24 protein-coding genes are annotated in these 26,563 nt (G+C 57.7%); 14 read left to right on the top strand and 10 right to left on the bottom strand.

All coding sequences use genetic code 11. From position 1 onward, the window contains the following. Positions 1–84 precede the first annotated feature (84 nt). The 3 genes from ispG to hemA form a co-directional block, all read right to left on the bottom strand. Complete coding sequence (ispG, locus tag GOX75_RS08825; RefSeq protein WP_171122204.1) at positions 85–1,206, bottom strand: flavodoxin-dependent (E)-4-hydroxy-3-methylbut-2-enyl-diphosphate synthase; 1,122 nt, start codon at positions 1,204–1,206, stop codon at positions 85–87. Between the two features lie 71 nt (positions 1,207–1,277). Continuing rightward, positions 1,278–2,492, bottom strand: a complete 1,215-nt coding sequence (locus GOX75_RS08820; protein ID WP_171122203.1) for a helix-turn-helix domain-containing protein — start codon at positions 2,490–2,492, stop codon at positions 1,278–1,280. 128 nt (positions 2,493–2,620) lie between these two features. Continuing rightward, positions 2,621–3,844, bottom strand: coding sequence for a 5-aminolevulinate synthase (hemA, locus tag GOX75_RS08815; protein ID WP_171122202.1), 1,224 nt, complete (start codon positions 3,842–3,844; stop codon positions 2,621–2,623). Positions 3,845–4,176: 332 nt separating this feature from the next. Here hemA and GOX75_RS08810 point away from each other — a divergent pair, with 332 nt between their 5' ends. Further along, a complete protein-coding gene (locus tag GOX75_RS08810) occupies positions 4,177–5,562 on the top strand; it encodes a dipeptidase (RefSeq protein ID WP_171122201.1) in 1,386 nt (461 codons plus the stop codon). A gap of 141 nt (positions 5,563–5,703) precedes the next feature. Here GOX75_RS08810 and lpdA read toward each other — a convergent pair whose 3' ends face one another. Beyond that, positions 5,704–7,098 (bottom strand): dihydrolipoyl dehydrogenase, encoded by a 1,395-nt coding sequence (lpdA, locus tag GOX75_RS08805; RefSeq protein WP_171122200.1) that lies wholly within the window; start codon positions 7,096–7,098, stop codon positions 5,704–5,706. A 216-nt stretch (positions 7,099–7,314) separates the two neighbouring features. On the opposite strand from lpdA, the gene GOX75_RS08800 reads away from it, so the two are divergent. After that, the gene (locus tag GOX75_RS08800; protein WP_171122199.1) at positions 7,315–7,749 is read left to right on the top strand and encodes a hypothetical protein; all 435 of its coding nucleotides are present in this window, start codon (positions 7,315–7,317) and stop codon (positions 7,747–7,749) included. Here GOX75_RS08800 and GOX75_RS08795 read toward each other — a convergent pair. From GOX75_RS08795 to GOX75_RS08780, 4 genes are all read right to left on the bottom strand, one after another. Then, positions 7,746–8,321, bottom strand: coding sequence for a DUF924 family protein (locus GOX75_RS08795; RefSeq protein ID WP_171122198.1), 576 nt, complete (start codon positions 8,319–8,321; stop codon positions 7,746–7,748). The two genes, GOX75_RS08800 and GOX75_RS08795, sit on opposite strands and share 4 nt — an antisense overlap. A gap of 110 nt (positions 8,322–8,431) precedes the next feature. Next, positions 8,432–9,703: an MFS transporter gene (locus GOX75_RS08790; RefSeq protein WP_171122197.1), complete on the bottom strand. Its 1,272-nt coding sequence runs from the start codon at positions 9,701–9,703 to the stop codon at positions 8,432–8,434. Between the two features lie 112 nt (positions 9,704–9,815). Continuing rightward, a complete protein-coding gene (queA, locus tag GOX75_RS08785; RefSeq protein ID WP_171122363.1) occupies positions 9,816–10,862 on the bottom strand; it encodes a tRNA preQ1(34) S-adenosylmethionine ribosyltransferase-isomerase QueA in 1,047 nt (348 codons plus the stop codon). Between the two features lie 44 nt (positions 10,863–10,906). Continuing rightward, a complete protein-coding gene (locus GOX75_RS08780) occupies positions 10,907–14,293 on the bottom strand; it encodes a DUF3971 domain-containing protein (protein WP_371808146.1) in 3,387 nt (1,128 codons plus the stop codon). A gap of 68 nt (positions 14,294–14,361) precedes the next feature. Between GOX75_RS08780 and GOX75_RS08775 the strand changes: the two genes are divergently transcribed. The 6 genes from GOX75_RS08775 to aqpZ all read left to right on the top strand — a co-directional run bounded on the left by GOX75_RS08775 (position 14,362) and on the right by aqpZ (position 19,425). Next, positions 14,362–14,823, top strand: coding sequence for a peroxiredoxin (locus GOX75_RS08775; RefSeq protein WP_171122195.1), 462 nt, complete (start codon positions 14,362–14,364; stop codon positions 14,821–14,823). A gap of 63 nt (positions 14,824–14,886) precedes the next feature. Next, on the top strand, positions 14,887–15,723 hold the full coding sequence (locus tag GOX75_RS08770; protein WP_371808145.1) for a ferritin-like domain-containing protein: 837 nt from the start codon (positions 14,887–14,889) through the stop codon (positions 15,721–15,723). A gap of 179 nt (positions 15,724–15,902) precedes the next feature. Further along, positions 15,903–17,228 carry a DUF5930 domain-containing protein gene (locus GOX75_RS08765; protein ID WP_171122194.1) on the top strand — a complete coding sequence of 442 codons (1,326 nt, stop codon included), beginning with the start codon at positions 15,903–15,905 and terminating at the stop codon, positions 17,226–17,228. Further along, positions 17,218–17,718 carry a polymer-forming cytoskeletal protein gene (locus GOX75_RS08760; RefSeq protein ID WP_171122193.1) on the top strand — a complete coding sequence of 167 codons (501 nt, stop codon included), beginning with the start codon at positions 17,218–17,220 and terminating at the stop codon, positions 17,716–17,718. Before GOX75_RS08765 ends, GOX75_RS08760 begins: the two co-directional genes overlap by 11 nt. 121 nt (positions 17,719–17,839) lie before the next feature. Then, a complete protein-coding gene (locus GOX75_RS08755; RefSeq protein ID WP_171122192.1) occupies positions 17,840–18,649 on the top strand; it encodes a zinc-dependent peptidase in 810 nt (269 codons plus the stop codon). An 89-nt stretch (positions 18,650–18,738) separates the two neighbouring features. After that, the gene (gene aqpZ, locus GOX75_RS08750; RefSeq protein ID WP_171122191.1) at positions 18,739–19,425 is read left to right on the top strand and encodes an aquaporin Z; all 687 of its coding nucleotides are present in this window, start codon (positions 18,739–18,741) and stop codon (positions 19,423–19,425) included. A gap of 51 nt (positions 19,426–19,476) precedes the next feature. Here aqpZ and GOX75_RS08745 read toward each other — a convergent pair whose 3' ends face one another. Further along, complete coding sequence (locus GOX75_RS08745; protein WP_171122190.1) at positions 19,477–20,025, bottom strand: peptidylprolyl isomerase; 549 nt, start codon at positions 20,023–20,025, stop codon at positions 19,477–19,479. Further along, on the bottom strand, positions 20,018–20,524 hold the full coding sequence (locus GOX75_RS08740) for a peptidylprolyl isomerase (RefSeq protein WP_171122189.1): 507 nt from the start codon (positions 20,522–20,524) through the stop codon (positions 20,018–20,020). The genes GOX75_RS08745 and GOX75_RS08740 overlap by 8 nt, the downstream gene beginning before the upstream one ends. Positions 20,525–20,656: 132 nt before the next feature. On the opposite strand from GOX75_RS08740, the gene pgk reads away from it, so the two are divergent. The 6 genes from pgk to GOX75_RS08710 all read left to right on the top strand — a co-directional run bounded on the left by pgk (position 20,657) and on the right by GOX75_RS08710 (position 26,498). Continuing rightward, entirely contained in the window at positions 20,657–21,847 is a 1,191-nt protein-coding gene (pgk, locus tag GOX75_RS08735; protein WP_171122188.1) for a phosphoglycerate kinase, read from the top strand. Between the two features lie 125 nt (positions 21,848–21,972). Then, the gene (locus GOX75_RS08730; RefSeq protein ID WP_171122187.1) at positions 21,973–22,272 is read left to right on the top strand and encodes a septum formation initiator family protein; all 300 of its coding nucleotides are present in this window, start codon (positions 21,973–21,975) and stop codon (positions 22,270–22,272) included. A 152-nt stretch (positions 22,273–22,424) separates the two neighbouring features. Continuing rightward, entirely contained in the window at positions 22,425–23,420 is a 996-nt protein-coding gene (gene pdhA / locus GOX75_RS08725; RefSeq protein WP_171122186.1) for a pyruvate dehydrogenase (acetyl-transferring) E1 component subunit alpha, read from the top strand. Positions 23,421–23,423: 3 nt separating this feature from the next. Next, on the top strand, positions 23,424–23,813 hold the full coding sequence (locus tag GOX75_RS08720) for a VOC family protein (RefSeq protein ID WP_171122185.1): 390 nt from the start codon (positions 23,424–23,426) through the stop codon (positions 23,811–23,813). 3 nt (positions 23,814–23,816) lie between these two features. Next, the gene (locus GOX75_RS08715; RefSeq protein WP_171122184.1) at positions 23,817–25,187 is read left to right on the top strand and encodes a pyruvate dehydrogenase complex E1 component subunit beta; all 1,371 of its coding nucleotides are present in this window, start codon (positions 23,817–23,819) and stop codon (positions 25,185–25,187) included. 12 nt (positions 25,188–25,199) lie between these two features. After that, positions 25,200–26,498, top strand: a complete 1,299-nt coding sequence (locus GOX75_RS08710) for a pyruvate dehydrogenase complex dihydrolipoamide acetyltransferase (protein WP_171122183.1) — start codon at positions 25,200–25,202, stop codon at positions 26,496–26,498. The last annotated feature ends 65 nt before the right edge of the window (positions 26,499–26,563 follow it).

Genomic DNA, 26,563 nt, shown 5'->3' with positions numbered 1-26,563 from the left:
TTGGCCCCAGAACAGCGCGGCCTGTCAACACAGACCTCTTCACCCTGTCGAGAACCCGGCCCTGCCCAGAGCCGTGTGCTTGCGCTATTCCGCAGCCTCGGCCGCTGCATCCAGTTCGGCGGCCTTCTTCTCGACCTCTTCTACGATGTGCTCGATCATCTGATCGTTAGACATCTTGTGACTGGCCTTACCCGCAAGATAGACCATGCCAGAACCGGCTCCACCGCCGGTAAAGCCAACATCGGTCATCAGCGCCTCACCCGGCCCGTTCACGACGCAGCCGATGATGGATAGGCTCATGGGCGTCTTGATGTGTTCCAGTCGCTGCTCCAATGCTTCAACTGTCTTGATCACGTCGAATCCCTGCCGCGCACAGGATGGGCACGAAATGATGTTCACGCCGCGATGGCGCAGGCCCAGAGATTTCAGAATCTCATAGCCCACCTTCACCTCTTCGACCGGGTCGGCGGACAGGCTGACACGGATCGTATCGCCGATACCCATCCACAGCAGATTGCCCAGACCGATGGCCGATTTGATTGTGCCGCTGACCAGCCCCCCAGCCTCGGTGATGCCCAGATGGATGGGGGCGTCGGTGGCCTCGGCAATACCCTGATAGGCGGCGGCTGACAGGAACACGTCGCTGGCCTTCACGCTGATCTTGAAGTTGTGAAAGTCGTTGTCTTGTAGAATGCGGATATGTTCCAATCCGCTTTCGACCATCGCGTCGGGGCACGGCTCGCCATATTTTTCAAGCAGGTGCTTTTCCAAAGACCCAGCGTTAACCCCGATACGGATCGAGCAATCGTGGTCACGCGCGGCCTTGATAACCTCCTGCACGCGTTTTTCATCACCGATGTTGCCCGGATTGATCCGCAGGCAGGCGGCACCTGCCTCAGCAGCCTCGATCCCGCGTTTATAGTGGAAATGGATATCGGCAACGATCGGAACCGGGCTTTCGCGCACGATTTCCTTCAGGGCCTTTGAGGACGCCTCATCAGGGACCGAAACCCGCACAATATCCGCTCCTGCCTCGGCCGCCGCCTGAACCTGCGCCACGGTCGCCGCGACATCCGTCGTCAGGGTGTTCGTCATCGTCTGCACGGCGATGGGCGCATCGCCCCCGACTTGAACACTGCCAACCATGATCTGTCGGGACTTGCGGCGATAGATGTTTCGCCACGGGCGAACGTGATTAAGGGACATGGGATCGGGTCCAAGGCAGCCTGAGTTGCAGCTTTAAATAGTTCGCCTGCCAAGGCTCCGCAATGGCAAGATCACTCAGCCGGGTCTTGCAGCGCCTCAGCCTGCAATTCGGCGACCAAACGCTTAAGGGCGCTATTCTGTTCAGCCTCAAGATCGGCAACATCGTAACGCTCAGCCACGGCATCCTTGGACAGGATTACGCCTTTTGCGACCGTTCCAGGATTTCCAACAGGGCCAAAATGTTCACCGTTCATCGAGAAATATACCGAACCGGACGCCCCGGCGCGCAGTTGCGGAGGTTCTTCTGTAAGCGGAACTTCGAACGTGTTGCCCTGCTCGACCGTGCCAAGAGTGCCTTCGAATATGATACTGCCATCCGCGGCTGTAACCCGCATCCATGCCGGGTTGACGGCTACGATTTTGAGCGTCGTGTCCAGTTGTTCAACCACCTGCGGTAGTGCCGGGCGTTCGACAGTGTGCACCTCGGCCACTTCGATCTTTGGCGGCTCTGGTGGAAGGAATGTTCCGACCGAACGCGGATCAAGCGTGGAAATCGGTGCGTCACGTGCGACAAGCACGGGAACATCCAGGGCCTGTGGCCGATACAAACGATCCAATGCTTCGGCGCTGGGGGTTTGAATGGTCGCCACCTCTTCCACTGACCCGTCAGCACGCGCGACATTTAGCGGGTCAAGGTCGGACAGAACGACAGGGGCTTGTTCAACCGGGCTAACCTGCACTTGCTGGATTTTGTTCAGAACTGCCCACCCGCCGTAGCCAATACCGCAGATCAAAGCCAACAGCACGGCGGACGATCCAATCGCACGAGGTTCAATTTGGCTGACCAGAGACTCTTTGCCTGGAATATACGGCGTATTCGGCGAAATGAACGGGTCGCGGCCCATCGGACCCCGGGCGGGCAAGCCGCCCACCGGTTTGCGGACAACGGACGCCTCTGCGGACATGCCGTGCGCGACCTCAAATCCGCTTTCTTTGCAGAAGGCCGCAAATGTCTCATCAGGGTTCATACCCAGATAACGCGCGTAAGAACGCACATACCCGGCGATGAAGCCGGGTGTGTCGAAGGCATCTGGATCAGAGTCTTCTATGGCTGCGATGTAATTGGCTTTGATCCGCAATTCTCGCTGAACATCCAGTAGAGATTTGCCCATGGTGGCGCGTTCGCCGCGCATCATATCACCAAGTCGCACCTCATAATCGTCATAGCCTTTCGGCCGGACGTCAACGTCGTCTTCGGATTCGCGCTGAGATCTGCGCCCAATCATCCCTGCTGCCCCATTTTGCCTACGCGTGTTTTACGCTAGCGCCGAATCACTGCCTAAATGATTCGAACACTGATTTTGTTAGCGTAAGCTTAACACGCGACAAACAAGTTGCACACTTTGGCGTGAGGTTAACCAGCAAGTTCGGCGCGATTTAGCGCACAATGTGACCAAAGTTCGTCCATCGCGACCACCAGACGGTTCATTTCGTCGGGCCCATGCACCGGCGAAGGGGTGAATCGCAAGCGCTCGGTTCCACGCGGAACCGTCGGGAAATTGATCGGCTGAACGTAAATTCCATGGTCGTCCAGCAACCGATCGCTCAGGATTTTGGTGTGGACCGGGTTACCGACGATCAGAGGAACGATGTGGCTGCCGTGGTCAATCAAAGGCAGTCCCAGCCCCTTGAGGCGCAATTTGAGGATCTGTGCCTGAGTTCGATGCTGTTCGCGCAGTTCTGTCGCATTCTTAAGATACGCGACAGACGCCGCTGCGCCCGCTGCGACCGCAGGCGGCAGAGAGGTCGTGAAGATGAAGCCCGGCGCGTAAGAGCGTACGGCGTCGCACATCTTTTCGCTCGCGGCAATGTAGCCGCCCATCACGCCGAAAGCTTTTGCCAATGTGCCGTTGATGATGTCGATACGATGCGCCAAACGATCCCGCTCGGTCACACCGCCGCCACGCGGCCCGTACATGCCAACAGCGTGGACCTCATCAATGTAGGTTAACGCGCCGAATTCATCCGCCAAGTCGCAGATTTCTTCGATCGGGCCAAAATCACCGTCCATCGAATACACGGATTCAAATGCGATCAGCTTGGGCGCTTTGGGATCGTCAGCCTCAAGCAACTCTCGCAGATGGGCGACATCATTGTGGCGGAATATGCGCTTGGCACCACCATTGCGGCGCACACCTTCGATCATTGAGGCGTGGTTCAATGCATCAGAATAGATGATCAGACCCGGAAACAGCTTTGGCAGCGTACTCAGCGTTGCGTCATTGGCGATATAGGCGCTTGTGAACAGCAGCGCCGCTTCTTTCCCGTGCAGATCAGCAAGTTCGGCTTCAAGCTGGTTGTGATACACAGTCGTCCCCGAGATGTTGCGCGTGCCGCCCGAACCAGCTCCGGCGGCGTCAACGGCCTCGTGCATCGCGTTTAGTACGACCGGGTGTTGCCCCATACCCAAATAGTCGTTGCCACACCATACGGTGATATCCTGCTGCGACCCGTCAGGACGCGTCCGAACAGCATGAGGAAAGTGACCATTGCGCCGTTCGATATCAATGAAAGTCCGGTAGCGGCCTTCGTCATGTAGCCTTGCGATCGCTGAATCAAGCTGAGCAGTATAGTCCACCGGTTTCTCCTTACTTGCCCGACCTTGTTCACAACGGTCGAACGTCTTTCATGGCACCGATTCCGGAAGATCCGAAATTGCACCGATGCACTCAATTTAAGCTCAAGACATATAACGAGCTAAGAGAATGCGTATTTGATTTGCATCAAATATCTTTTTGCATCCCACTCGACAAGTAAAGTTTCGGCAAACAGACGCGGGGAAACGACGCAGGCAATACGGAAAATCCACCTACTATTTTCGCCTCCCGCCCTACGATCGTCAAAAGCGCACTGGACGGCGCCGATAGCGCTGATAGGGTTCCGCCAAATCATCATGGCAGGAGCCCCCCAATGTCGCTGGACTCTGTTCTGGACCGTATCGACGCCGATCTTCAAACCTCAATTGACCGCCTGATGGAACTGCTCCGCATTCCTTCGGTTTCAACGGATCCGGCCTATGACGCTGATGTCAGTCAGGCCGCCGACTGGTTGGTCTCGGATTTGAAATCCATCGGAGTTGCGGCGGAAAAGCGGGAAACCACCGGGCATCCCATGGTCGTGGGACATATAGGTGAGGGCAGCGACGCGCCGCATGTGCTGTTCTATGGTCACTATGACGTGCAGCCTGTCGACCCTTTGAACCTGTGGAATCGTGACCCGTTCGACCCGGCGATCGAAGAGACCGAGAATGGCCCGGTTATCCGGGGCCGAGGCTCATCCGATGACAAAGGTCAATTGATGACCTTCGTCGAAGCATGCCGCGCCTGGAAAGCCGTTCACGGCACCCTACCCTGTCGCATCACTTTCTTCTTTGAAGGTGAAGAGGAATCCGGCTCACCCTCACTGGTCCCGTTCCTGCGCGAAAACGCTGCCGAACTAAAGGCGGATTTGGCCTTAGTCTGCGACACGTCAATGGTGTCGCGTGGCGTTCCCTCCATCGCATCTCAACTACGCGGAATGCTCAAAGACGAATTCACAATCATCGGACCCCGGATTGACCTGCATTCGGGTCACTATGGTGGCCCCGGCCTGAATCCCCTTCGCGAATTATCTAAAATTGTGGCGTCCTTTTACGATGAAGAAACTGGCCGCGTCGCCGTTAACGGTTTTTATGAAGGTGTCCACGACGTTCCAGCCGAACAGCTTCGCCAATGGGAAGGCTGCGGGTTTGATGAGGCCGAATATCTCAACTCAGTTGGATACACGCAGCCACACGGCGAAAAAGGGTTTTCCGCGCTTGAACAGCAATGGGCCCGCCCAACGCTTGAGGTAAACGGGCTTTGGGGTGGATACAACGGTGCCGGGTCAAAAACGGTTATCCCGTCGCGAGCCCATTGCAAAATCACTTGCCGTCTTGTCGGCGAGATGGATCCGGATGACTTGCGCGACAAGATTCGAAAACATGTCGAACAACGCCTGTCGACGGATGCAAAAATCGAATGGGATAACGACCTAGAAGGCTCGCCCGCTTCTGTCATGAATCTGGACCGCCCCGAATTCGAAGCAGCGCGGGGTGCCTTATCCGATGAATGGGGCCGCGAGGCCGTCTTCACAGGTATGGGCGGCTCTATCCCGGTCGTCGGCTATTTCAACACTGAACTCGGGCTGGACTCGATGCTGGTTGGTTTCGCCAACGACGATGACGCGATCCATTCCCCCAATGAGAAATACGACGTCAAAAGCTTCCACAAGGGCATCCGATCGTGGGCGCGCATTCTGGACGCTCTGACCAGATAGACTTTAATGCGAGGCTCTGCCTCGCGCTCCGGGATAATTGGGGCCAGATGAAGTACGGATCCCCCGCTTCATCTGGCTAAAAATATCCCGGGGGAGTCGCCCGGTACGGGCGGCGGGGGCAGAGCCCCCATGCTCGGCCCATCACATATGGATTACCCGGTCATAGGCGTCCAGTACGCTTTCATGCATCATTTCCGACAGTGTCGGATGCGGGAAGACCGTATTCATCAGGTCTTCTTCGGTTGTCTCCAACTGACGCCCGACAACATACCCCTGAATCAACTCCGTGACTTCGGCGCCGATCATATGTGCACCCAAGAGCTCTCCGGTCTTGGCGTCGAAAATAGTCTTGATCATCCCTTCAGGTTCGCCCAACGCGATCGCCTTGCCATTGCCGATGAAAGGGAAGCGGCCAACTTTGATATCATAGCCTAGCTCTTTGGCTTTCGCCTCGGAATACCCCACTGACGCGACCTGCGGCTGGCAATAGGTACAGCCCGCGATGCTTTCTGGCTTGACCGGGTGCGCGTGCTTGCCCGCGATCAGGTCGGCAACCATGACCCCTTCGTGGCTGGCCTTGTGCGCCAGCCACGGAGCGCCTGCGATATCACCAATGGCGTATAGGCCATCGACCCCGGTCCGGCAGTATTCGTCCGTCACCACATGTGTCCGGTCAATCTTGACGCCCAATGCTTCGAGGCCCAACCCCTCGACATTGCCAACGATTCCGACCGCTGAGATTACAGCGTCAAAGTCGTGCTTTTCCACTTTTCCCTTGACCTCAATATGTGCGGTCACCTTGCCCTTGGCACGGTCCAACTGTTTGACCATCGCCTGTTCCATGATGGTCATGCCCTGTTTGGTAAACGCTTTTTTGGCAAAGGCGCTTATTTCTGCATCTTCAACGGGCAACACGCGATCCATCACCTCGACCACTGTCGTATCTGCCCCCAACGTGTTGTAGAAGCTGGCGAATTCGATACCGATCGCACCGGACCCGATGACAAGCAGTTTCTTGGGCATGCGCGGCGGCTGCAATGCGTGCTTGTAGGTCCAGACCAGATCGCCGTCCGCCTCAAGGCCCGGCAATTCACGAGCGCGGGCGCCTGTGGCCAGAACAATATTCTTGGCCGTCAGCTCTTCGGTTCCCTTGTCGGTTTTAACTGAAACCTTGCCTTTGGCAGGGATTGTCGCCTCGCCCATCACCACGGTGACCTTGTTCTTCTTCAGCAGATGACCAATGCCGCCGGACAACTGCGCGGCAACCCCGCGCGAACGTTTGACAACAGCGTCCAGATCATAGCCGATCTTGTCCGCCTTCAGTCCGAAATCCTTGGCCCGTTCCATCAGGTGAAATACCTCTGACGACCGCAGCAGCGCCTTGGTCGGGATACATCCCCAGTTCAGGCAGATGCCGCCAAGATGTTCACGTTCTACTACAGCGGTTTTCAGGCCTAGCTGGGCCGCGCGAATAGCAGCGACATACCCGCCGGGACCGGCGCCAATTACGATCAGATCAAAAGATTGTGCAGCCATGTTTCCCTCTCGGCGCAGGTCGATTCAGAAATTAGTTTACCATTAAACTAATTGCTTTAACGCATCAATACATTGCCCCCGCGACAAAAGCGACGCAGGGTCAAGTGGCGCCAAATGCACTGATTTGAGCCTATACCCAGCGGCCTTCTATGGCTAGAAGTTAGGGGCCAGTCGTCGATGGCAATTGTTTAACCCAAGAAATTCAAGAGGCTTATCATGGCCAGAACGCTTAAAGATCTGTTACTTGCATTGCTGAACGCCACACTCATCCTGGTAGCGCTGTGTCTGTTTCTGGGGTGGAAATTGGCCTCAACGGTCGAAGGCATCACGACAACCTTCGCTGAGAATATCCAGATTGTTGCTCCCCTCAAACAGGAACTCCAGGGGGTACGAGGTGAGTTGGCGGCTTTGCGCAGCGACTTGTCCTCGATTCAAATTGGCGAAAGCCTTGCGAATAGCGCGGCAGCACAGAAAATCTCGACCGCTTTAGCCAAGCTCGACAATCTGGAAAAAGAGCTACAGGCAAAGCAGGCCCGGATTTCGGAACTGACTGAATCACCAGACGAATTGATCAATACGGCCATTGAGGCCTCGGCCGACGCAATCGCCGACCGGATCATTGAAATACGTGGATGCGTGCCTGCGTCTTAACCGGCGGCCTGCAACTCTCGGACCGTCGCGCCATAGCCGCCCATGTCCACATACGCCGCTTCAGGCTCGGTCATTGGCCGCGATAGCGCTTCGTTGCGATATGGGAACCGCCCGAATTGCCGGATTACCTCACGGTGTGCACGCGCATGCAAAAGATTACTCGAATCCTTGCTGACATTCTGACACATCAACCGCACACAGCGTTCCTGATCACACAGATTTTCCGAATGCATCAGGGGAAGATAAAAGAACTGCCTTGCGGGCTCGTCGATCTTCAGATCCCACCCCTTGTCCACAGCGCATTTGGCCGCTGACAAGGCCGCACGGTCAGATGCAAACGCCTTGGCGCTGCCTCGGAACATGTTGCGTGGAAATTGATCCATCAGGATGATGTACGCCAACGCACCACTGGGATGGGTCAGCCAAAGGGAAAACTTGCCCTCATTTGCTGCCTCCCACATGGTTTGGAATTTTTCGCGGATTTCAGCGTCAAGCGCATCGTCCTGCAAATACCAACCCTTGGGACCGACTTCATCCAACCAAAAACTCAGTACGTCTTCAGGCCCTGCCATTGCCCTAAACTCCGTCTGTTCGCCTCCCCCAGGGACGTAACGTCATTTAAGGACGTTTTACAGGTTTGTTACAGTAACATATTGCAACACTTGCGACATAAATCCGTGTCTTAGGCAATATCTTGCGTGTCCTGCTCGGCTTCCGCCGCCTCGATGGCCACTTCCTGCGCTACTTCGAACGCAACGGGTGAGGCTGTGGGGTAAAGCGGAGACATCGTACCCGTTTCGTCGACCGGGATCGCGGCGCGTTGAGTCATGCGATACATTGCGTACCCTGCGGTTATGACCAGCAACATCGCAATGAACAGGAAAAACCCCTGAGGGCCAAACACGGCGTCGCCCATTAACCAACCGGTGATCAGCGGCCCGGCAATCGCACCCAACCCGTTGATAAAAACCAGACCGCCAGAAGCGGCCGCCATATCCTCATGCTCGAGGAAGTCATTGGCATGCGCAATCAACAGGGAATAGAGCGGATTCGACATCCCACCGATCACGAAAGCGGCAATCAGCAGGATCGGAAATGTCGTTCCGAACAACATGCCGGCAATCGACCCTCCGGCCCCGGCGATGGCGACCAGCATGATAAGAAACCGGCGATCCATGCGGTCGGAAAACCAGCCAAGCGGATACTGCAAGACGACGGCCCCGACGTAGAACGCGGCGATAAAGGTCGAGATTTCAACCAACGTCAGCCCAGCCCGTGCACCATACACCGACGCCATACCGAACTGAGCCGAGAACACGCCGCCCAACAGGAACATGCCGACACAGCCGAGCGGTGACTTACCCATCAATTCGCGCAGGGTCATCGGCTTGGTCGTGTCAAAGGCTGGTGTAGGTGAAATTGACAACAGGATCGGCCCGAAGGAAATCGAAACCAGAATCGACGCGATCACGAAAGTCTCATAGCCCGCGGGGTCTCCGACCAGCATCAAGCCTTGCGCCGTAATGATCCCGGTCATCTGGACGATCATATACAGCGAAAGCGCCTGCCCCCTGTTTTCGTTGCTGGCGGCATTGTTCAGCCAACTTTCGGCCGTAACGTACACGCCGGAAAAGCAAAACCCGATAACGACACGGCCCAGGATCCAAGCCACAGGCTCGGTCAGCATCGGATACATGATCATCACGGCCGAAATGAACGAAGCCAGCGCCGCAAAGACACGGACGTGCCCCACGCGCCGGATCATCTCAGGCGCCAAGCGCGATCCGCCGAGGAAACCCACGAAATACGCCGACATCACAAAGGACATCTCGAGAGTCGAGAACCCCTCAATCTCGCCGCGAACACCAAGGATCGTGCCTTGCAAACCGTTGCCGACCATAAGCAGGCCCACGCCAAGAAGAAGCGCCCATGCGCTGGACAGGACCTGGATCATTGGGACCTCCGCGAAAAATCGGTCTGAATTACGGATTCATTTTGATATGAAAAACGGCTCTGGGCATGCTTGTCTACGACATAACCGTAATGCGATCCCGACAACGCGGCGGTCACGGTATCAAAAGCGACGCATCTCCGTAGGAAAAGAACCGATATTTCTGGTCGATTGCGTGGGCGTAGACATCGCTCATGCGAGTCTGCCCCATCAAGGCCGACACCAGCATAAGAAGCGTGGATTTCGGCAAGTGAAAGTTGGTCATCAGCGCGTCGGTGACGTGAAATTGGAAGCCGGGATAGATGAATATGTCTGTCTCGCCTTCCCACGGTTCGATCCGGCCAGAGCGCGCGGCGCTTTCGATCAGGCGCAGCGCAGTGGTTCCAACTGGTATGACCCGTCCGCCAGCGGCCTTGGTCTTATGGATTTCGTGGGCAGCCTGCGCGCTGACCCTGCCCCATTCAGCGTGCATTTTATGCGTAGTCACGTCTTCGACTTTCACCGGCAGAAAGGTCCCGGCACCGACATGCAGTGTGACATGAGTGATTTGCACACCGCGCTCGTCCAACGCGCGCATAAGCGCGTCGTCGAAATGCAGCGACGCGGTCGGTGCAGCCACCGCACCCGAATTTCGGGCCCAGATTGTCTGGTAATCTGTCTTGTCTTGATCGTCCGCCGGACGCTTGGCCGCAATATAGGGCGGCAAGGGCATCGCACCGGCATGTTCCAGCGCGGCGTCAAAATCCTCTCCGGTCAGGTTGAACCGCAGAAACGCCTGCCCGTCATCTACCCGCTCCAAAGTGGCGCTGAGTTGGTCCGAGAACCTGATCTCTTCGTGCAGCTTCACCTTCTTCAGCGGTTTGATCAGCGCGGCCCAGGTTCCATCGGCTTTCGGGTCTAGCAGGGTTGCTTCGATCGCCGCTGAAACGGGGCCCTGTGCGCTGTCACGGTGCCGCCGTCCGTTCAGGCGCGCCGGGATCACACGCGTATCGTTAAGGACAAGGCGATCCCCGGGCTGCAACCAATCGGGTAGATCAAACACATGCGCGTCCGAGATTGCGTCGCCATCGACCACAAGCAATCGCGCCGACGAACGCGGCGTTGCCGGGCGCGTGGCAATCAGATCTTCGGGCAGGTGGAAATCGAAATCGCTGAGTTTCATGCGCGCGCCATACAAGGCCAGACCGGATTCAGCAACAGCCCAGATCAATGATCCTTCGGAGGGGAGCCAAAGGTCTTTTTCGGCTCATCAGGCTTTACAGGCAGGGAATTTGGGCCGTCGGTCACAGTGGGAGCCGGGGCGCGCAAGAGGTTGCGCAAGAACAACGGCGCAAGGCCCGACAAGGGGTTCACAGACACTTTGGGCGAAGTCAGTGGGCCCGTTAGATTATAATTGAAGCCAATAACGCCCTCACCCTTTTTGGTGAAAACGCTGCCGATCGCGTTGACCAGATATATCGGCGAAATCGCACCCCGCAGATTCAGCATTCCCGCGACCGTATCTATCGTCCCATCAAAAGACAGCCCCATGGACGGGCCAACCGCGCTTCCGCTGAGGACTTTGACCTCGGTCGGCGTAATGCGCATCCGGCTTTCAATGGTCGAGAAAAAGATACCCTGCCCCGCCATTTCATCCAACAAACCAACAAGGCTGATCGCGTTCAGCAAGGCGGCCATCGCAGGGGCATCCGTGATCCGCGTATTCACGATCTTTAGGTTAACGTCATAGTTCCCGGGCGCGCCAACGGGCTCGAGGCTCATATCGAGCGAGCCGCCACGTGCCTGAGTGATGACCCCTGCCGATCGCAGCACCTCACCGGCATCGGACGACTTTAATTCCACGGCGCTGCGCCCACCGCGTGGGGTGACCTGCCCGCGAACCGACGCGCCTCCGTTCACGCCGGCGGTGAATGCGCCAGTGATGCCGCCCGACGTCTGGAATGATCCGTTGAATCCCGTCAGCGCGACCGATTCTGTGACCTGCAAGCGGTCCAGCACGACGTCCAGTGCAGGCCCGCGCCCGCCGCCTCCACCACCGCTGCTACCTTCGCCGAAAGTGGCACCACCCAAATTCATGACACCGCCCAGCACGCGGATATCCGGCAAGGACGACCCACGATTCACCAGCTCGGCAGGGACGGCCAGCCAGTTGCCCAGATCGAAAGAGCTGAACTGAACCTTGTTAAAATCCCCCCCTTCGCGAAACGAGATCGAAGCCGTGGTACGCAAACCCGCCGCATCCAGCTTTAGCTCATCCACACGCAACTGATCGCCCAGCGTGGCGTCGACGTTCAATGTTCCGGTGGTCTGTCTGCCTTTGCGCCAGCCAAGTTCGGGTATGGCCAAGGCAACACCAACCAGATCAGAGGTCGCTGCCAGCTTTATTGGATCGCCTGCTCCGATGCCGATAGAGACCTGTGCGGTTCCCTGCCCCGTCAGCATACCCTGCGGTAATCCGGCTTTCAGCTCGGTCATCAGACGGGGCGACAGTTCGATTTCACCGGTAACCTCGCTGCGTTGTGGGCCTGAACCACCGATGGGTTGGCGCCATGTCACGTCAACCGGAACATCACCAAACAGACCATACCCGCCAATCTCGACCGAATTCTGATCGCCCTGTACATTCAGGCGGTCTGAACTGACCGAGAATCCCGGCACCAACCGGTCGCTTGCAACGTTGTCGATTTCGCCGGTGAAGTGGAACTCTGTTTCTTCGAATTTCAAACCTTTCTTCATAGGCAACGCCAAAGTACCCGACAGGTTGACCTCACCCTGAGCCAGATCCACAGGCAGCCCGGCTTTCGTCAACAACTCCAGAGGCTTACGATCAAGCAGCGACAGCGCCGCAGTCGCTGAACCCCGCGCTTTTATCCGGGCAATGGCCGGTGACGGACCCTTGATTGTTGTATCGGGAATGATGAACGACGTGCCCGAAGCATCGACCGCCCCGCCAGCATCGGCGATCACCACCCCGCTTTCGGCAGATGCGGTAAACCGATCGTCAAGCAAGCTGACCCGACCCTGCGCGTCCTGAATGGGGGGTAAGGTCTTGGCGTAGCGGATTTTGGCGTTTTCGAACCCAAGCCCCAAGTAAATGTCCGGCTTGCGCCCCGGTTGCAGTCGCAATGCAAACTCGACGTTCCTAAATTGGCCTTCATACAGGTTTTCAGACACCCAGAGCCGTGGTTTCGGGGCCAGAATTTCAGGCCAGTAATTCAGCAACCGGTCGGCAGTCATTGTATCCAGATGCGCATCCAGCGCCGCCACCCATCCATCCGGGCGGCCGATCAAATTACCCGAAGCACGCAAAGTGTGGTCTGCGTCGACCAGCGTCAGTTGCCCCAATCGCACCTCGAACGGTGCCAGCTTCAGTTGGAAATCAAGATTTGCCCGTGCGGATTCAAGTGACTCGGGGAAAAGACCACCGGGATAGATATCAATTTTGTTCAGATCCAGTTGCGCCGTCAGGCTTTCCAATGTCCCGTCGTCAATCCCCTGCAGATAAGCCGAGCCGCTGGCCTGAACCGCCCCCAGATCGGAAACGATCGAGACTTCGTTGAAATCCAGCACCTGAGCAGCGGGATCATAGGTGAAATAGGTCCGCGCAGAGTCAAATCGAATGGGTTGTGTCTCGGGCGTCGGCTGGATGACACCTGCGGCAATATTCAGTGTCGCGAACAGGGGGCCCAATGCGGCCTGATCGTCGACGCTGCCGCGAAGGGCGCCGGAAATCGGCGCGTCAAGCTCTTGCAACCACGCCAGCGCAAGGCTTTGTCCTGCGATATCCTCGGCGGGCAGATCGGTGATGGAAATGCCGAAACTTGCCTCGGGCGTGCCCAAAACGCTGGAATAATTGGCCTCGATCGAGCTGGCATAATCCCGGCCGGTCAAAACCGAAAACCCGGTGGCAAGGCGCATTTCGTCCCCGCTGCGCGCAATCGAAATATGCCCTCCGTCGAACACCCAGGCACGGCCCAGGCGCAAATCCTGATAGTCCAACGTCAGGTTCTGCAACTCAACCGATCTAAGGCCCGACAGGATCGGAGAAAGAAATACATCGTCGGATTCTTCGATCAGTTCAGCCAGTGTGGGTGCCTGCTGTACAGGCGAGCTGCCGGTGCCGACCGTCAGCGATAGCGCGCCATCTTCGCCGCGCGTCAGGGCGATCTGGGCATCTTGCAAGACTATGCGCCTTGGCCGGATTTGCCCCCGCAAAAGCCCCCGCATCGACAGGCGTGTGCGCAAGTCCGACACTTGAGCGATCTGCTGTCCGGCGGCATCGCTAATGGTCACATCCGTCAGGCGAAGCCGGGGGCGCCACTGCTCATTTACAAAAAAGGTGGCATCCCCGAAGCGGATTTTCAGCCCGCCCAGCGTTTGATCAAGCCGCTTTTCAGCCTGAACCCGCATCCAGTTCGGGGCGTGCAGTTGCTGACCAATCAGAAAGAACCACACTGCAAAAGCCATAGCAGCAAGCGAAAGAGCGAACCACATCGTCCAGCGAAAGGCAGTACGACGACGCGACCGACCGCGCCGGGGTTTGCCCGGATGGTCTGCACTTTTGTCTTCGTGCTGCACCAATTTTCTATCCACGCCTTTCAACCCGCTCGCGCCGCCCTATGATGACGGGCAGCACTTAAAAACCTTTAACGGAGTTTCCAATGCCCGACGTTACAGACACCGCCCCTGATTTCACGTTGCCCCGCGACGGCGGTGGCGAGGTCACGTTGTCAGACCTGCGCGGCGGTGCCGTCGTTCTTTTCTTCTATCCCCGCGATGATACGCCGGGCTGCACCAAGGAATCCATCGGTTTCTCGGAACAACTTCAAGCCTTTGCCGAGGCGGGCGCTCAAGTTTTCGGCATTTCGCGGGACACCATTGCCAAGCACGACAAGTTTGTAGCCAAGCACAACCTGACCACCCCGCTACTGTCTGACGAGGGGTCAACCGTTTGCGAGGACTTTGGCGTCTGGGTGGAAAAGAACATGTACGGGCGCAAATCGATGGGGATCGAACGCTCGACCTTTCTGATCGACGCCGACGGCAAGATCGCCCGCGTCTGGCGCAAGGTCAAAGTTCCCGGTCACGTGGATGAGGTACTTGAGGCTGCTCGCGCGCTCTGACCCTCTTTTCTGCAACCGCCATCCAGTCTAAGACCCGCGCAAACGCAAAAGCGGAGAAACCCGGTGTCGAAAACACTGACCCAGATGGCGACCGAAGTCCTGACCACTGCAGAAGGGCGCGCAAAAACCGCCCTTTCCAAACGCTATGCCGCTGAATGGTTCGCGTCGCGCAAGGGTGATGCACCTGAGATTGAGATTGGGACAGCGACCCCACCGCTTTACCCGTCGCGGCCAGAAAAGCCTGAATTGCTGTCGCCCCGCGATGTTCCAAAACGCCGACCAGGAACCGAGGCCGGGCGGATTGCCCTGCTGCACGCCGTGGCTCATATCGAACTGAACGCCGTTGATCTGCACTGGGACATCATCGCCCGGTTCGGACATGTGCCGATGCCAATCGGTTTCTACGACGACTGGGTGAAATGCGCAGAAGAAGAGTCACGTCATTTCGAGATGGTTTGCGACTGCCTTGAGCAGATGGGCAGCTATTACGGTGCCCTGCCCGCCCATTCGGGAATGTGGCGCGCGGCCGAAGATACGGTCGAGGATTTGATGGGACGGCTGGCTGTGGTTCCGATGGTGCTGGAAGCCCGCGGGCTGGATGTAACCCCCGGAATGATTGACATCTTCCGCAAGGCGAAGGCTGAGAACGCCATCGCCGCACTCGAGGTGATTTACGCCGAAGAAGTCGGGCACGTGGCCTATGGATCAAAGTGGTTTCATTTCCTATGTGGGCGTGAGAATGCCGACCCAAAGGATGTGTTTCACGAATTGGTCCGGCGGTATTTCCACGGCGTCCTGAAGCCCCCTTTCAACGAGGAAAAACGCGCCGAAGCGGGGTTGCCGCCAGATTTCTACTGGCCTTTGACTGAAGACCTGCCTCAGCCCGGACACGACCATTAAACGTGCTCAAGTTGACGTTATCGGCAATTTCCCGCCGAGAATTGGCGGGAAAAACCTACTTTGTTGGGTAAACTGGTTAACAAACTTGCCCAAAACCTGAGCTCCCTCTATGCACTTCGGCCAAGGGACGGCTATCACTCACGACCGATCCCGATCTTGGGGATGAAGAGGGAAGACGCGTGCGAACACGTCTGGCAATCAAACTACACTCGCTGCTTGAACGGCATTTTCCGGAACGCAGGGTTTTTCTGAAATCCGACAACGACACACGGTTCATCCGGCTTAGTTCGGAAACGCAGATCGCTGCTGTTGCTGGCGTTGCGGTGATTGTTGGCTGGACCGCTGTCGCGACCGCGATCTTGCTGATGGACAGCATCGGATCCGGCAACTTCCGCGAACAGGCGAAGCGAGATCAGGCCACCTATCAGGAACGGCTGAATGTTCTTTCGGCCGAACGGGACGTCCGCGCGCAAGAAGCGTTGATGGCGCAAGACCGGTTCAACGCGGCGCTCGAACAGATTTCCGCCATGCAGTCCGAGCTGCTGGCCTCGGAAAACCGCCGCCGCGAGCTTGAGACCGGGATCGAAGTGATCCAGACGACCTTGCGCGCGACAATGAAGCAGCGCGAAGAAGCCCGCACAGAGCTGGCCAAGATGAACCAAGAGGCAGGTTCGGGCGAGGTGCAGATGGCATATGCCACTAACCCTGCCCAAATGAACTTCATGACCGAGGCATTGGTCAGGACCGCGATGGAACGTGATCAGATCGCGGCCGATGCCAAGGATGCGCTGGATCAGCGCGACGAGCTGGAACTGGAAATCCAGCTAATGCAGGAACGCAGCGACGAAATTTTCCGTCAGCTAGAAGAGGCAATGGTCGTCTCTGTCGAGCCGCTCGACAAGATGTTCCGCAAAGCAGGAATGCCCACCGACCGTATCATCGAAGAAGTGCGGCGTGGGTACAGTGGCATGGGTGGCCCCCTAACCCCCATATCCTTCAGCACGCGCGGTGAGGAACTGACCCCCGACGAAATCCGCGCGAATACCCTGCTGCAGCAGATGGATCAGCTGAACCTCTATCGCATTGCTGCAGAAAAAGCGCCGTTTGCAAGCCCGGTAAACGCGGTTGTCCGCTTCACCAGTGGCTACGGGACACGCCGCGACCCCAAGACCGGAGGTCGCCGCATGCATAACGGTGCTGATTTTGCAGGTGCACATGGAACGGATATATTTGCGACCGCTGACGGAGTGGTCACCCATGCAGGCTGGCAATCCGGGTTTGGACGGCTGGTAAAAATCAAGCATGCCTTCGGAATTGAGACACTTTACGCCCATAATACCAAGATCAAGGTAAAGGTTGGTCAAAGGGTCTCGCGCGGGGATCATATTGCTGATATGGGTAGCACCGGACGGTCGACCGGCACGCATCTGCACTATGAAGTACGCGTGAACGGAAAACCTGTTAACCCAATGACTTACATCAAGGCTGCGAGAAATGTTTTCTAAGAGCAAAATCAACGAGCCCGGTTCGAATGCACCAGAAGCGGCAAAACCCGCCGCACCAGCAACACCGGCTGCCCCTGCACCGTCAGAAAACAAGGCGAGCACCGCGCCCAAGCCCAAGCCTCCGGCGTCGGTTCTGTCTTCGGATTTGCACATCACCGGCAACCTGAAAACCTCGGGCGATATCCAGGTTGAAGGAACTGTCGAAGGCGACATTCGCGCGCATCTTCTGACGATCGGCGAAACCGCGACCATCAAGGGCGAAGTCACCGCAGATGACGTGGTAATCAATGGTCGCATCGTTGGCCGTGTGCGTGGTCTGAAAGTACGCCTAACCTCGACCGCACGTGTCGAAGGCGACATCATCCACAAGACCATCGCCATCGAAAGCGGCGCGCATTTCGAAGGTTCGGTCCAGCGTCAGGACGACCCGCTGAACCCTGGCCGCAGTGCCAAGGGCGGCGCAAATCCGGCGGCTGAGGTCAAGCAGTAACACCTGCTTCGCCCGAATTGAAAATTCAACGCCGCAGGGAAACCTGCGGCGTTTCTTTTTGCCTTGGACCACGGCGCACTTTCAGGTTCCAAGACGCAACCCGCCTGTATAAGCTTGTGAAATGTGGATTTTCTTTGCCTTAGTTCTGTTGATCGCAGGCTTTTTTACCTATCGCCATTGGGCCAGAACACAGGAGCGTAAGGCCCTGCTGTCCACCCCACTTACCCCTGAACAGCGCGCCATAATCGAAGCCCAGGTTCCCTTGGTGCGCCGTTTGCCGCCTGACCTGCGCGTAGGCCTCGACGGCAAGGTGAACCTGTTTCTGAATCAGGTCCGGTTTTTTGGTTGTGACGGTCTTGAGGTCACGGAAGAAATGCGTCTGGCCATCGCCGCGCAGGCATGTCTCCTGATTATCAACAACACGCTCTGGTACGATCACCTCACCACGATCCTGATCTACCCCAACGCCTTCAAGTCCCGGCAACGCAGGCACGACGGCTATGTGGTCAGCGAAAAGGAAATCATCCGCACCGGGGAAAGCTGGGACCGGGGGCCGGTCATTCTGTCGTGGTCTCACAGCAGGCAAGGCGCATTAGATGATCATGATGGACAAAACGTAGTCCTGCACGAATTCGCACATCAGATCGACGATCTGTCGGGCGGAACCAACGGCGTTCCAATCCTCAGCGAAGGCCAGACCTTCGCCGAGTGGGAACGAGCATTTCTGGCGGCTTACGACGCCCATGTTCAATCCGTAGAAAAAGGGCGGCACACGGCCATCGACCCATATGGCGCCGTCGGGCACGAAGAGTTCTTTGCGGTATCGGTCGAGGTCTTTTTTGAACGGCCCCGCGCCTTGAAGTCCGAGGCGCCCGGCATTTACGAGCAGTTGGCCAAGCTGTTCCGGCTGGATCCCGTAACCTGGAATTAACCTGCCTTGGCGGAACCGGGTTCCGTAAAAATTTCACAAAACAGGTTTTTTGAATTACACTGAACCCATTGTTTTTCGGAGGGCTTTTCATGTCATCAAAACTCATGGCCGAATTCTTCGGCACGTTCTGGCTGGTACTGGGCGGCTGCGGCAGCGCCGTCTTAGCGGCAGGCGTCGCCGATGTCGGCATCGGCTGGCTGGGTGTATCTTTCGCTTTTGGCTTAACCGTTCTGACAATGGCATACGCGGTGGGCCATATTTCGGGCGGGCACTTCAATCCTGCCGTCAGTCTTGGCCTGATGATCGGTGGAAGGTTCCCGGCAAAAGACCTTATTCCCTATTGGATCGCCCAGGTCGTCGGCGCAATTGCCGCAGCGGTCGTCCTGTACCTGATCGTAAGCGGCGCACCCGAATTCACTGGGGTCGGAAGCTTTGCCAGCAACGGCTATGGCGAAGCGTCCCCCGAAGGGTATTCGATGATGTCCGCCTTGATCATCGAGATCGTACTGACGGCGTTTTTCATCGTAATCATTCTGGGCGCGACGTCTGAGGGTGCTCCGGCTGGTTTCGGCCCCATCGCCATCGGGTTGGGCCTGACGCTGATCCACCTGATTTCGATCCCGGTGACGAATACATCCGTAAACCCGGCGCGCTCAACCGGTGTTGCGCTGTTTGCCGACGGCCCGGCCCTTTCACAACTCTGGTTATTCTGGGTGGCCCCGCTGATCGGCGGTGCGATTGGGGCCGTGATCTGGAAAGCCATGGGCGACGACTAAGCCCCGTCTAACAAAAAGGCCCCGACGCAATCTGCGTCGGGGCCTTTTTTGTTACTCGGTTACAGTAACTTTTTTCATCACGTCGGGCTGTCCGATGACTGCTCCGTTGGGGCCTTCGCCACGCTTGATCGCGTCGACAATGTCCATCCCGTCGGTTACCTGTCCGACAACGGTATATTGGCCGTTCAGAAACGGACCGGGCGCAAACATGATGAAGAACTGCGAATTGGCACTGTTGGGGTCTTGCGCCCGTGCCATGCCCACGACACCGCGGTCGTAATTGAAGTCCGAGAACTCGGCAGGCAGGTCAGGCCGGTCCGACCCACCGGTGCCAGCACGACGCAGATCGCTGCCCAGACGGCCATGTTCCACGTCGCCGGTCTGTGCCATGAAGCCATCGATCACGCGGTGAAAGACCACACCGTCATACTTGCCTTCGGCGGCAAGGGTGCTGATCTGTTCAACGTGCTTCGGAGCCAGATCGTCAAACAAATCAACGGTTACGGTGCCATTAGCCCCCTCGCCCTCGATCTCGATCTGCAACCCAGTGGCCAACGCGGGGCTGGCCAGCAAAGCAAATGCGGCTGCCAGCTTATACATCGGCTGCCACCTTAACGCTGATCATACGGTCGGGACTCATCGGCGGCTCACCCCGGACGATGGCGTCCACGTGCTCCATCCCGTCGATAACGCGGCCATAGACGGTGTACTGGCCGTTCAGGAAGTGATTGTCCTTGAAGTTGATGAAGAACTGCGAGTTGGCCGAGTCTGGGTTCTGCGAACGGGCCGCGCCCAATGTGCCGCGATCGTGGGGCAGTTTCGAAAATTCTGCCGGAACATTCGGCAGCGACGACCCACCTGTACCGGCCATGCGGATGTTGAATCCGTTTTCCATATCGCCGTGCTGCACGTCGCCTGTCTGCGCCATGAAACCGTCGATCACACGGTGGAATGCCACGTTGTCATACTCACCACCACGGGCCAGTTCTTTCATCCGGGCCGAGTGCTGGGGGGCCACATCGGGCAGCAGCTCGATGACGACATTGCCGTCTTTCAGTTCGATGATGATGGTGTTTTCGGGATCCTTGATCTCGGCCATGAGGCCCTCCTGTCGTTTATCTTGCGCAAATACCTATGACGCGGACGCATGAATGCCAAGTGACGCATTGACCTGAGGGCAAAATGCAGGAAAAGAACCGCCTAAAGCGGTTGTAACGACAAGGATGAAACGATGGGCTGGAAAACGCTGGATGATATGGACCTGAACGGCAAGCGTGTGCTGGTACGCGTGGACATCAACGTACCAGTTGTTGACGGCGTTGTGACCGACGCGACCCGCATCCAGCGCATCGTGCCCACGGTACGCGACATCCTTGCGGCGGGCGGCAAACCGATCCTGCTGGCGCATTTTGGACGCCCCGGCGGTGAACGCCGCGAGAAACTGTCGCTGAATCAACTGGTCCCGACGCTTGAGACCGCTTTTGGCTCGACTGTCCTATTCGCCGCCGATTGCGTCGGCTGCGAGGCGGAACTGGCCGCCGAACAGTTGCAACCCGGTCAGGTGCTGCTTTTGGAAAACACCCGCTTTCACGCAGCGGAAACCAAGAATGACGCTGATCTGGCTGCCGGTATGGCGCGTCTGGGAGATGTATATTGCAACGACGCATTTTCCGCCGCGCACCGCGCTCACAGCTCGACCGAGGCTATTGCCCGCATGCTGCCTGCCTGCGCTGGTCGGCTGATGCAGGCCGAGCTTGAGGCGCTTGAGGGCGCTTTGGGCGCGCCCAAACGCCCTGTGACAGCCGTTGTGGGCGGGGCCAAGGTCTCGACCAAGCTGGAACTGCTGGGCAATCTGATCGACAAGGTGGACTACCTGGTTATCGGTGGCGGCATGGCCAACACGTTTCTGGTGGCCAAGGGTCTGAACGTGGGCAAATCGCTGGCGGAAACAGCGATGAAAGACACCGCAGCCGAGATCATGACCAAGGCCGAAACCTCGGGCTGTACCATCGTCCTGCCCACCGACATCGTCGTGGCCGAAAAGTTCGAAGCAGGTGCCCCTCATCAGGTTCTGCCCGCCGATCAATGTACGGATGACGGAATGATCCTTGACGCAGGCCCCGACAGCGTGGCAGCGATTTCAGACATCTTCGGACAAAGCCATACCCTGATCTGGAACGGGCCGCTGGGCGCGTTCGAGATTGAGCCTTTCGATACCGCAACCAACGCGGCCGCGCTGAAAGCCGCGGCACTGACGCGGTCCGGGCAATTGGTCTCAGTCGCGGGTGGGGGTGACACGGTCGCGGCTTTGAATGCGTCGGGTGCAGCCAAGGATTTCTCGTACATCTCGACTGCAGGCGGCGCGTTCCTGGAATGGATGGAAGGCAAAACCCTACCCGGTGTTGCCGCGCTAGAGCAATAAATCCACTAGCCCGCGCGTTTTTGTAGAATCAGGGGATTCACAACCCGAATCACCTGTGACATAGTGCTTTCAGAGGTCCAAAAAGGACCCGTTATTGAGGCAGACTTCATACGGCGGTAAACAGAGTGTCCCGTTCCAATCGGCCCGGTTTGGGCGCAGTCGCATTCTTTATGGTGGCGTTTATGCTGGGTGTTTATTTCACCTTTGCCGCCGTGCAAGGTGACTATGGCCTGTTCCGACGGGTCGAGATTGCAGCGGAACGGGACGCTCTGTCGCGCGACCTCGACAAGCTCGAGGCTGAAATTGCAGAGATGGAGAACCTGACCCGCCGTTTGTCGGATACTTATCTGGACTTGGATTTGTTGGACCAGCAAGCACGCTCTGTGCTGGGAATGATCCGCTCAGATGAGGTTGTCATCCGTTGATCCTCCACTGAATCGATCGTTTTTTAGCAAGCCGCAACCCGATTTTCGCAAGATCGGACGCTGCGTCACATTTACCCTCGCCAGAAAGCGGCAAATGCTTTATGAGATAGTTTAACGCTAAACTATCTTGCCGAGAGGGGGAGATCGCCACAATGGCTGCGCGAAAAACCGCAAAGAAACCAAACGTTTCGTCGGAAGAACTGACCACCTACTACCGAGAGATGCTGCTGATCCGCCGATTCGAAGAAAAGGCCGGTCAACTTTATGGCATGGGTCTTATTGGTGGATTCTGTCACCTGTATATTGGCCAGGAAGCCGTTGTTGTGGGCCTCGAGGCCGCAGCCAAGGACGGCGACAAGCGGATTACTTCTTACCGCGACCACGGTCACATGCTGGCCTGCGGCATGGATCCGGGCGGTGTGATGGCCGAACTGACCGGACGTATTGGCGGCCTGTCCAAGGGCAAGGGCGGCTCGATGCACATGTTCTCTAAAGAGAAGCACTTCTATGGTGGGCACGGCATCGTTGGCGCGCAGGTTCCGTTGGGCGCAGGTCTGGCCTTTGCCGACAAGTACAAGGAAAACGGTGGAGTCACCTTTACTTATTTCGGTGATGGTGCGGCCAACCAGGGTCAGGTTTACGAGACATTCAACATGGCCGCCCTGTGGGAATTGCCCGTCGTATTCGTGATCGAAAACAATCAATACGCTATGGGGACCTCTCAGGCGCGCTCGACCTCGACCAAAGACATCTACCACCGAGGTGAGGCCTTCGGTATCCCCGGTGAAATTGTCAATGGCATGGACGTTCTGGCCGTCAAAGAGGCCGGTGAGAAAGCCGTCGCCCACTGTCGCGCTGGTAAGGGGCCCTACATCCTCGAGGTCAAAACCTATCGCTATCGCGGCCACTCGATGTCCGACCCGGCCAAGTATCGCACCCGCGAAGAGGTTCAGAAGGTCCGCGAGCAAAGCGATCCAATTGAGCATGTGCGCGAATTGCTGCTGACCGGCAAACACGCGACCGAGGACGACCTGAAGGCGATCGACAAAGAGATCAAAGAGATCGTCAATCAGGCTGCCGAATTCTCGAAAGAAAGCCCCGAGCCTTCTGTGGAAGAGCTCTGGACAGATATCTACGCCGAGGCCTGACAGATGCCGCATTTCGAAATTCACGTCAGTGACGTCGAACAGGCCAAAGCGTTCTATACCGGCCTATTCGACTGGGCGTTCACACCAATGCCCGGCGGCGAAGAAGTCAGCTATCATCTGATCAGTGGCGACCAGATCGGCGGCAGCCTAGGGCTGACTGGTGGCCTGATGCAGCGCCATGGCGAAGCGCCCGCTGCCGGTAGCCCGGTGCGCGGCGGCACCATGACCTTTGAGGTCGGTGATTGCGACGAACGCTATGCGTGGGCATTGGCAAATGGCGGCGCCGAAGCGCTGCCGCCAACCGATTATCCTGGCATAGGCCGCTGCGCCTATGTGGAAGATGGACAAGGAAACATCGTCGGGATGATTACCCCGGCCCCGGAAGGAAACTGAGACATGGCAACCGAAATTCTCATGCCCGCCCTTTCGCCCACGATGGAAGAGGGCACGCTGGCCAAGTGGCTGGTCAAAGAAGGCGACACCGTATCCTCGGGCGATATCATGGCCGAGATTGAAACCGACAAGGCCACGATGGAGTTCGAGGCCGTTGACGAAGGCATCGTCGGCAAAATTCTGATCGCGGAAGGTACCGAAGGGGTCAAGGTGAACACACCTATCGCGGTCCTCGTGGAAGAAGGCGAGGACGCCTCTGCCCTGCCCACGGCTGCGCCCGCAGCCGCAGCGGTGGCTGAGGCCGCCCCTGCGGCGGTTGAGGCCCCCGCTCCTGCCGCTGCCCCTGCTGCACCGGTGGTCGATCTATCCCCGGACTGGCCTGCGGACGCGGAGATGAAATCCGAAACCGTTCGCGAAGCCCTGCGCGACGCGATGGCCGAAGAAATGCGCGGCGATGAAGACGTCTACCTGATGGGCGAAGAGGTCGCCGAATATCAGGGGGCATACAAGATCAGCCAAGGCCTGCTGGACGAATTCGGCAGCAAGCGTGTGATCGACACGCCCATCACCGAACACGGTTTTGCCGGGATCGCAGTTGGTTCGGCCTTTGGTGGGTTGAAGCCGATTGTCGAGTTCATGACCTTTAACTTCGCCATGCAGGCGATTGACCAAATCATCAACTCTGCTGCCAAAACGCTTTATATGTCCGGCGGTCAAATGGGTTGCCCCATCGTGTTCCGGGGGCCCAACGGTGCTGCCGCCCGCGTGGCCGCACAGCATTCTCAGGACTATGCCGCCTGGTACATGCAGATCCCCGGTCTGAAAGTGGTCATGCCTTACTCGGCTGCTGATGCAAAAGGGTTGCTGAAATCGGCGATCCGCGACCCCAACCCGGTGATCTTCCTTGAAAACGAGATCCTTTACGGACGCTCTTTCGATGTCCCGCAAGTGGATGATCTGACCATCCCGCTGGGCAAGGCGCGCATCTGGCGCGAAGGCTCGGACGTGACCATCGTGAGCTTTGGCATCGGCATGCAATACGCGCTGGAAGCCGCTGACAAGCTGGCCGAGGAAGGTATCAGCGCCGAGGTGATCGACCTGCGCACTATCCGCCCGATGGACACCGGCGCGATCATTAACTCGGTGATGAAAACCAACCGTCTGGTGACAGTCGAAGAAGGCTGGCCGCAAGGCTCGGTCGGCAGCTATATCAGTTCGGTGGTGATGCAAGAGGCGTTCGACTATCTGGATGCTCCGGTCATCAACTGCACCGGCAAGGACGTTCCGATGCCTTATGCAGCGAACCTCGAAAAACTGGCACTGATCACCACCGATGAGGTGATCGCAGCCGTCAAACAAGTGACCTACCGGTAAGGAGCGACACAGATGCCCACAGAAATTCTGATGCCCGCCCTTTCCCCCACAATGGAGGAAGGCACCCTTGCCAAATGGCTGGTCAAAGAGGGCGACACCGTATCAAGCGGCGACCTGCTGGCCGAGATCGAAACCGACAAGGCCACGATGGAGTTTGAGGCCGTTGACGAAGGCACCATCGGCAAGATCCTGATCCCCGAGGGCACCGAAGGAGTCAAGGTCAACACCGCCATCGCAGTTCTGCTGGAAGATGGCGAAAGTGCTGACGACATCAGCGCGTCAGATACCGCAGCCCCCGCGGCTGCTCCGGCAGCCGCCGCGGGTAACGAGGCCGCCTCTGGGGCGTCCGAGGCACCTGCCCCTGCTCCGGCAGCACCGGCCAAAGCCGACGGTGGTCGTATCTTCGCCTCGCCGCTGGCCCGTCGTATCGCTGCGCAAAAGGGTCTTGATCTGGCGCAGATCACCGGTTCGGGACCGCATGGCCGTATCGTCAAAGTAGATGTGGAAGGCGCTACAGCCACCGCGCCTGCTCCGGCCCCTGCACCTGCAGCAGCGGCTCCGGCAGCGGCAGCCCCGGCTGGCCCGTCGGCGGATGCCGTGGCAAAAATGTACGAAACCCGCGATTACGAAGAAATCAAGCTGGACGGGATGCGCAAAACCATTGCCGCGCGCCTGTCCGAGGCCAAGCAGACCATCCCGCATTTCTACCTGCGTCGCGATATTAAGCTGGATGCGCTGCTCAAGTTCCGCAGCCAGTTGAACAAACAGCTTGAAGGCCGTGGCGTGAAGCTGAGCGTCAACGACTTCATCATCAAGGCTGTCGCAAACGCGTTGCAGCAGGTTCCGGCCTGCAACGCGGTCTGGGCCGGTGACCGGGTGCTGCAACTGAAACCCTCGGACGTGGCCGTGGCTGTCGCTATCGAGGGCGGTCTGTTCACCCCGGTTCTACAGGATGCCGACACCAAGTCGCTGTCCGCGTTGTCGACCGAGATGAAAGACCTTGCCGGTCGCGCTCGTGAACGCAAACTGGCACCGCATGAATATCAGGGCGGCACATTCGCAATCTCGAATCTGGGCATGTTTGGCATCGACAATTTCGACGCCATCGTGAACCCGCCGCACGCTGGCATTCTTGCAGTGGGTACAGGCGTCAAAAAACCAGTTGTAGGCGATGACGGAGAGCTGACCGTTGCAACAGTGATGTCCGTAACGATGTCCGTGGACCACCGCGTGATCGACGGAGCGCTTGGCGCGGAACTGCTGCAAGCCATTGTCGAAAACCTTGAGAACCCCATGGTCATGCTGGCCTAACACCAAGAGAAACCGCAACAGCCGCGCCCGCACGTTCTGGCGCGGCTTTTTCGTGTCTGGCCGGG

Source organism: Ruegeria sp. HKCCD7251 (assembly GCF_013031165.1).
Classification (GTDB): Bacteria; Pseudomonadota; Alphaproteobacteria; order Rhodobacterales; family Rhodobacteraceae; genus Ruegeria.
Note: the sequence above shows the minus strand (reverse complement) of the source record. Positions and strands in the feature narration are given on the sequence as shown.

Excerpts from the sequence above, each read along its gene's own strand:
- lpdA (WP_171122200.1), bottom strand. The coding sequence starts at position 7,098 with ATGGCTGCACAATCTTTTGATCTGATCGTAATTGGCGCCGGTCCCGGC.
- GOX75_RS08720 (WP_171122185.1), top strand. The coding sequence starts at position 23,424 with ATGCCGCATTTCGAAATTCACGTCAGTGACGTCGAACAGGCCAAAGCG.
- GOX75_RS08710 (WP_171122183.1), top strand. The coding sequence starts at position 25,200 with ATGCCCACAGAAATTCTGATGCCCGCCCTTTCCCCCACAATGGAGGAA.
- GOX75_RS08795 (WP_171122198.1), bottom strand. The coding sequence starts at position 8,321 with ATGGCAGGGCCTGAAGACGTACTGAGTTTTTGGTTGGATGAAGTCGGT.
- queA (WP_171122363.1), bottom strand. The coding sequence starts at position 10,862 with ATGAAACTCAGCGATTTCGATTTCCACCTGCCCGAAGATCTGATTGCC.
- pdhA (WP_171122186.1), top strand. The coding sequence starts at position 22,425 with ATGGCTGCGCGAAAAACCGCAAAGAAACCAAACGTTTCGTCGGAAGAA.
- GOX75_RS08790 (WP_171122197.1), bottom strand. The coding sequence starts at position 9,703 with ATGATCCAGGTCCTGTCCAGCGCATGGGCGCTTCTTCTTGGCGTGGGC.
- GOX75_RS08810 (WP_171122201.1), top strand. The coding sequence starts at position 4,177 with ATGTCGCTGGACTCTGTTCTGGACCGTATCGACGCCGATCTTCAAACC.
- GOX75_RS08820 (WP_171122203.1), bottom strand. The coding sequence starts at position 2,492 with ATGATTGGGCGCAGATCTCAGCGCGAATCCGAAGACGACGTTGACGTC.
- GOX75_RS08755 (WP_171122192.1), top strand. The coding sequence starts at position 17,840 with ATGTGGATTTTCTTTGCCTTAGTTCTGTTGATCGCAGGCTTTTTTACC.
- GOX75_RS08745 (WP_171122190.1), bottom strand. The coding sequence starts at position 20,025 with ATGTATAAGCTGGCAGCCGCATTTGCTTTGCTGGCCAGCCCCGCGTTG.
- aqpZ (WP_171122191.1), top strand. The coding sequence starts at position 18,739 with ATGTCATCAAAACTCATGGCCGAATTCTTCGGCACGTTCTGGCTGGTA.
- GOX75_RS08775 (WP_171122195.1), top strand. The coding sequence starts at position 14,362 with ATGCCCGACGTTACAGACACCGCCCCTGATTTCACGTTGCCCCGCGAC.
- GOX75_RS08740 (WP_171122189.1), bottom strand. The coding sequence starts at position 20,524 with ATGGCCGAGATCAAGGATCCCGAAAACACCATCATCATCGAACTGAAA.
- GOX75_RS08715 (WP_171122184.1), top strand. The coding sequence starts at position 23,817 with ATGGCAACCGAAATTCTCATGCCCGCCCTTTCGCCCACGATGGAAGAG.
- GOX75_RS08760 (WP_171122193.1), top strand. The coding sequence starts at position 17,218 with ATGTTTTCTAAGAGCAAAATCAACGAGCCCGGTTCGAATGCACCAGAA.
- GOX75_RS08800 (WP_171122199.1), top strand. The coding sequence starts at position 7,315 with ATGGCCAGAACGCTTAAAGATCTGTTACTTGCATTGCTGAACGCCACA.
- ispG (WP_171122204.1), bottom strand. The coding sequence starts at position 1,206 with ATGTCCCTTAATCACGTTCGCCCGTGGCGAAACATCTATCGCCGCAAG.
- pgk (WP_171122188.1), top strand. The coding sequence starts at position 20,657 with ATGGGCTGGAAAACGCTGGATGATATGGACCTGAACGGCAAGCGTGTG.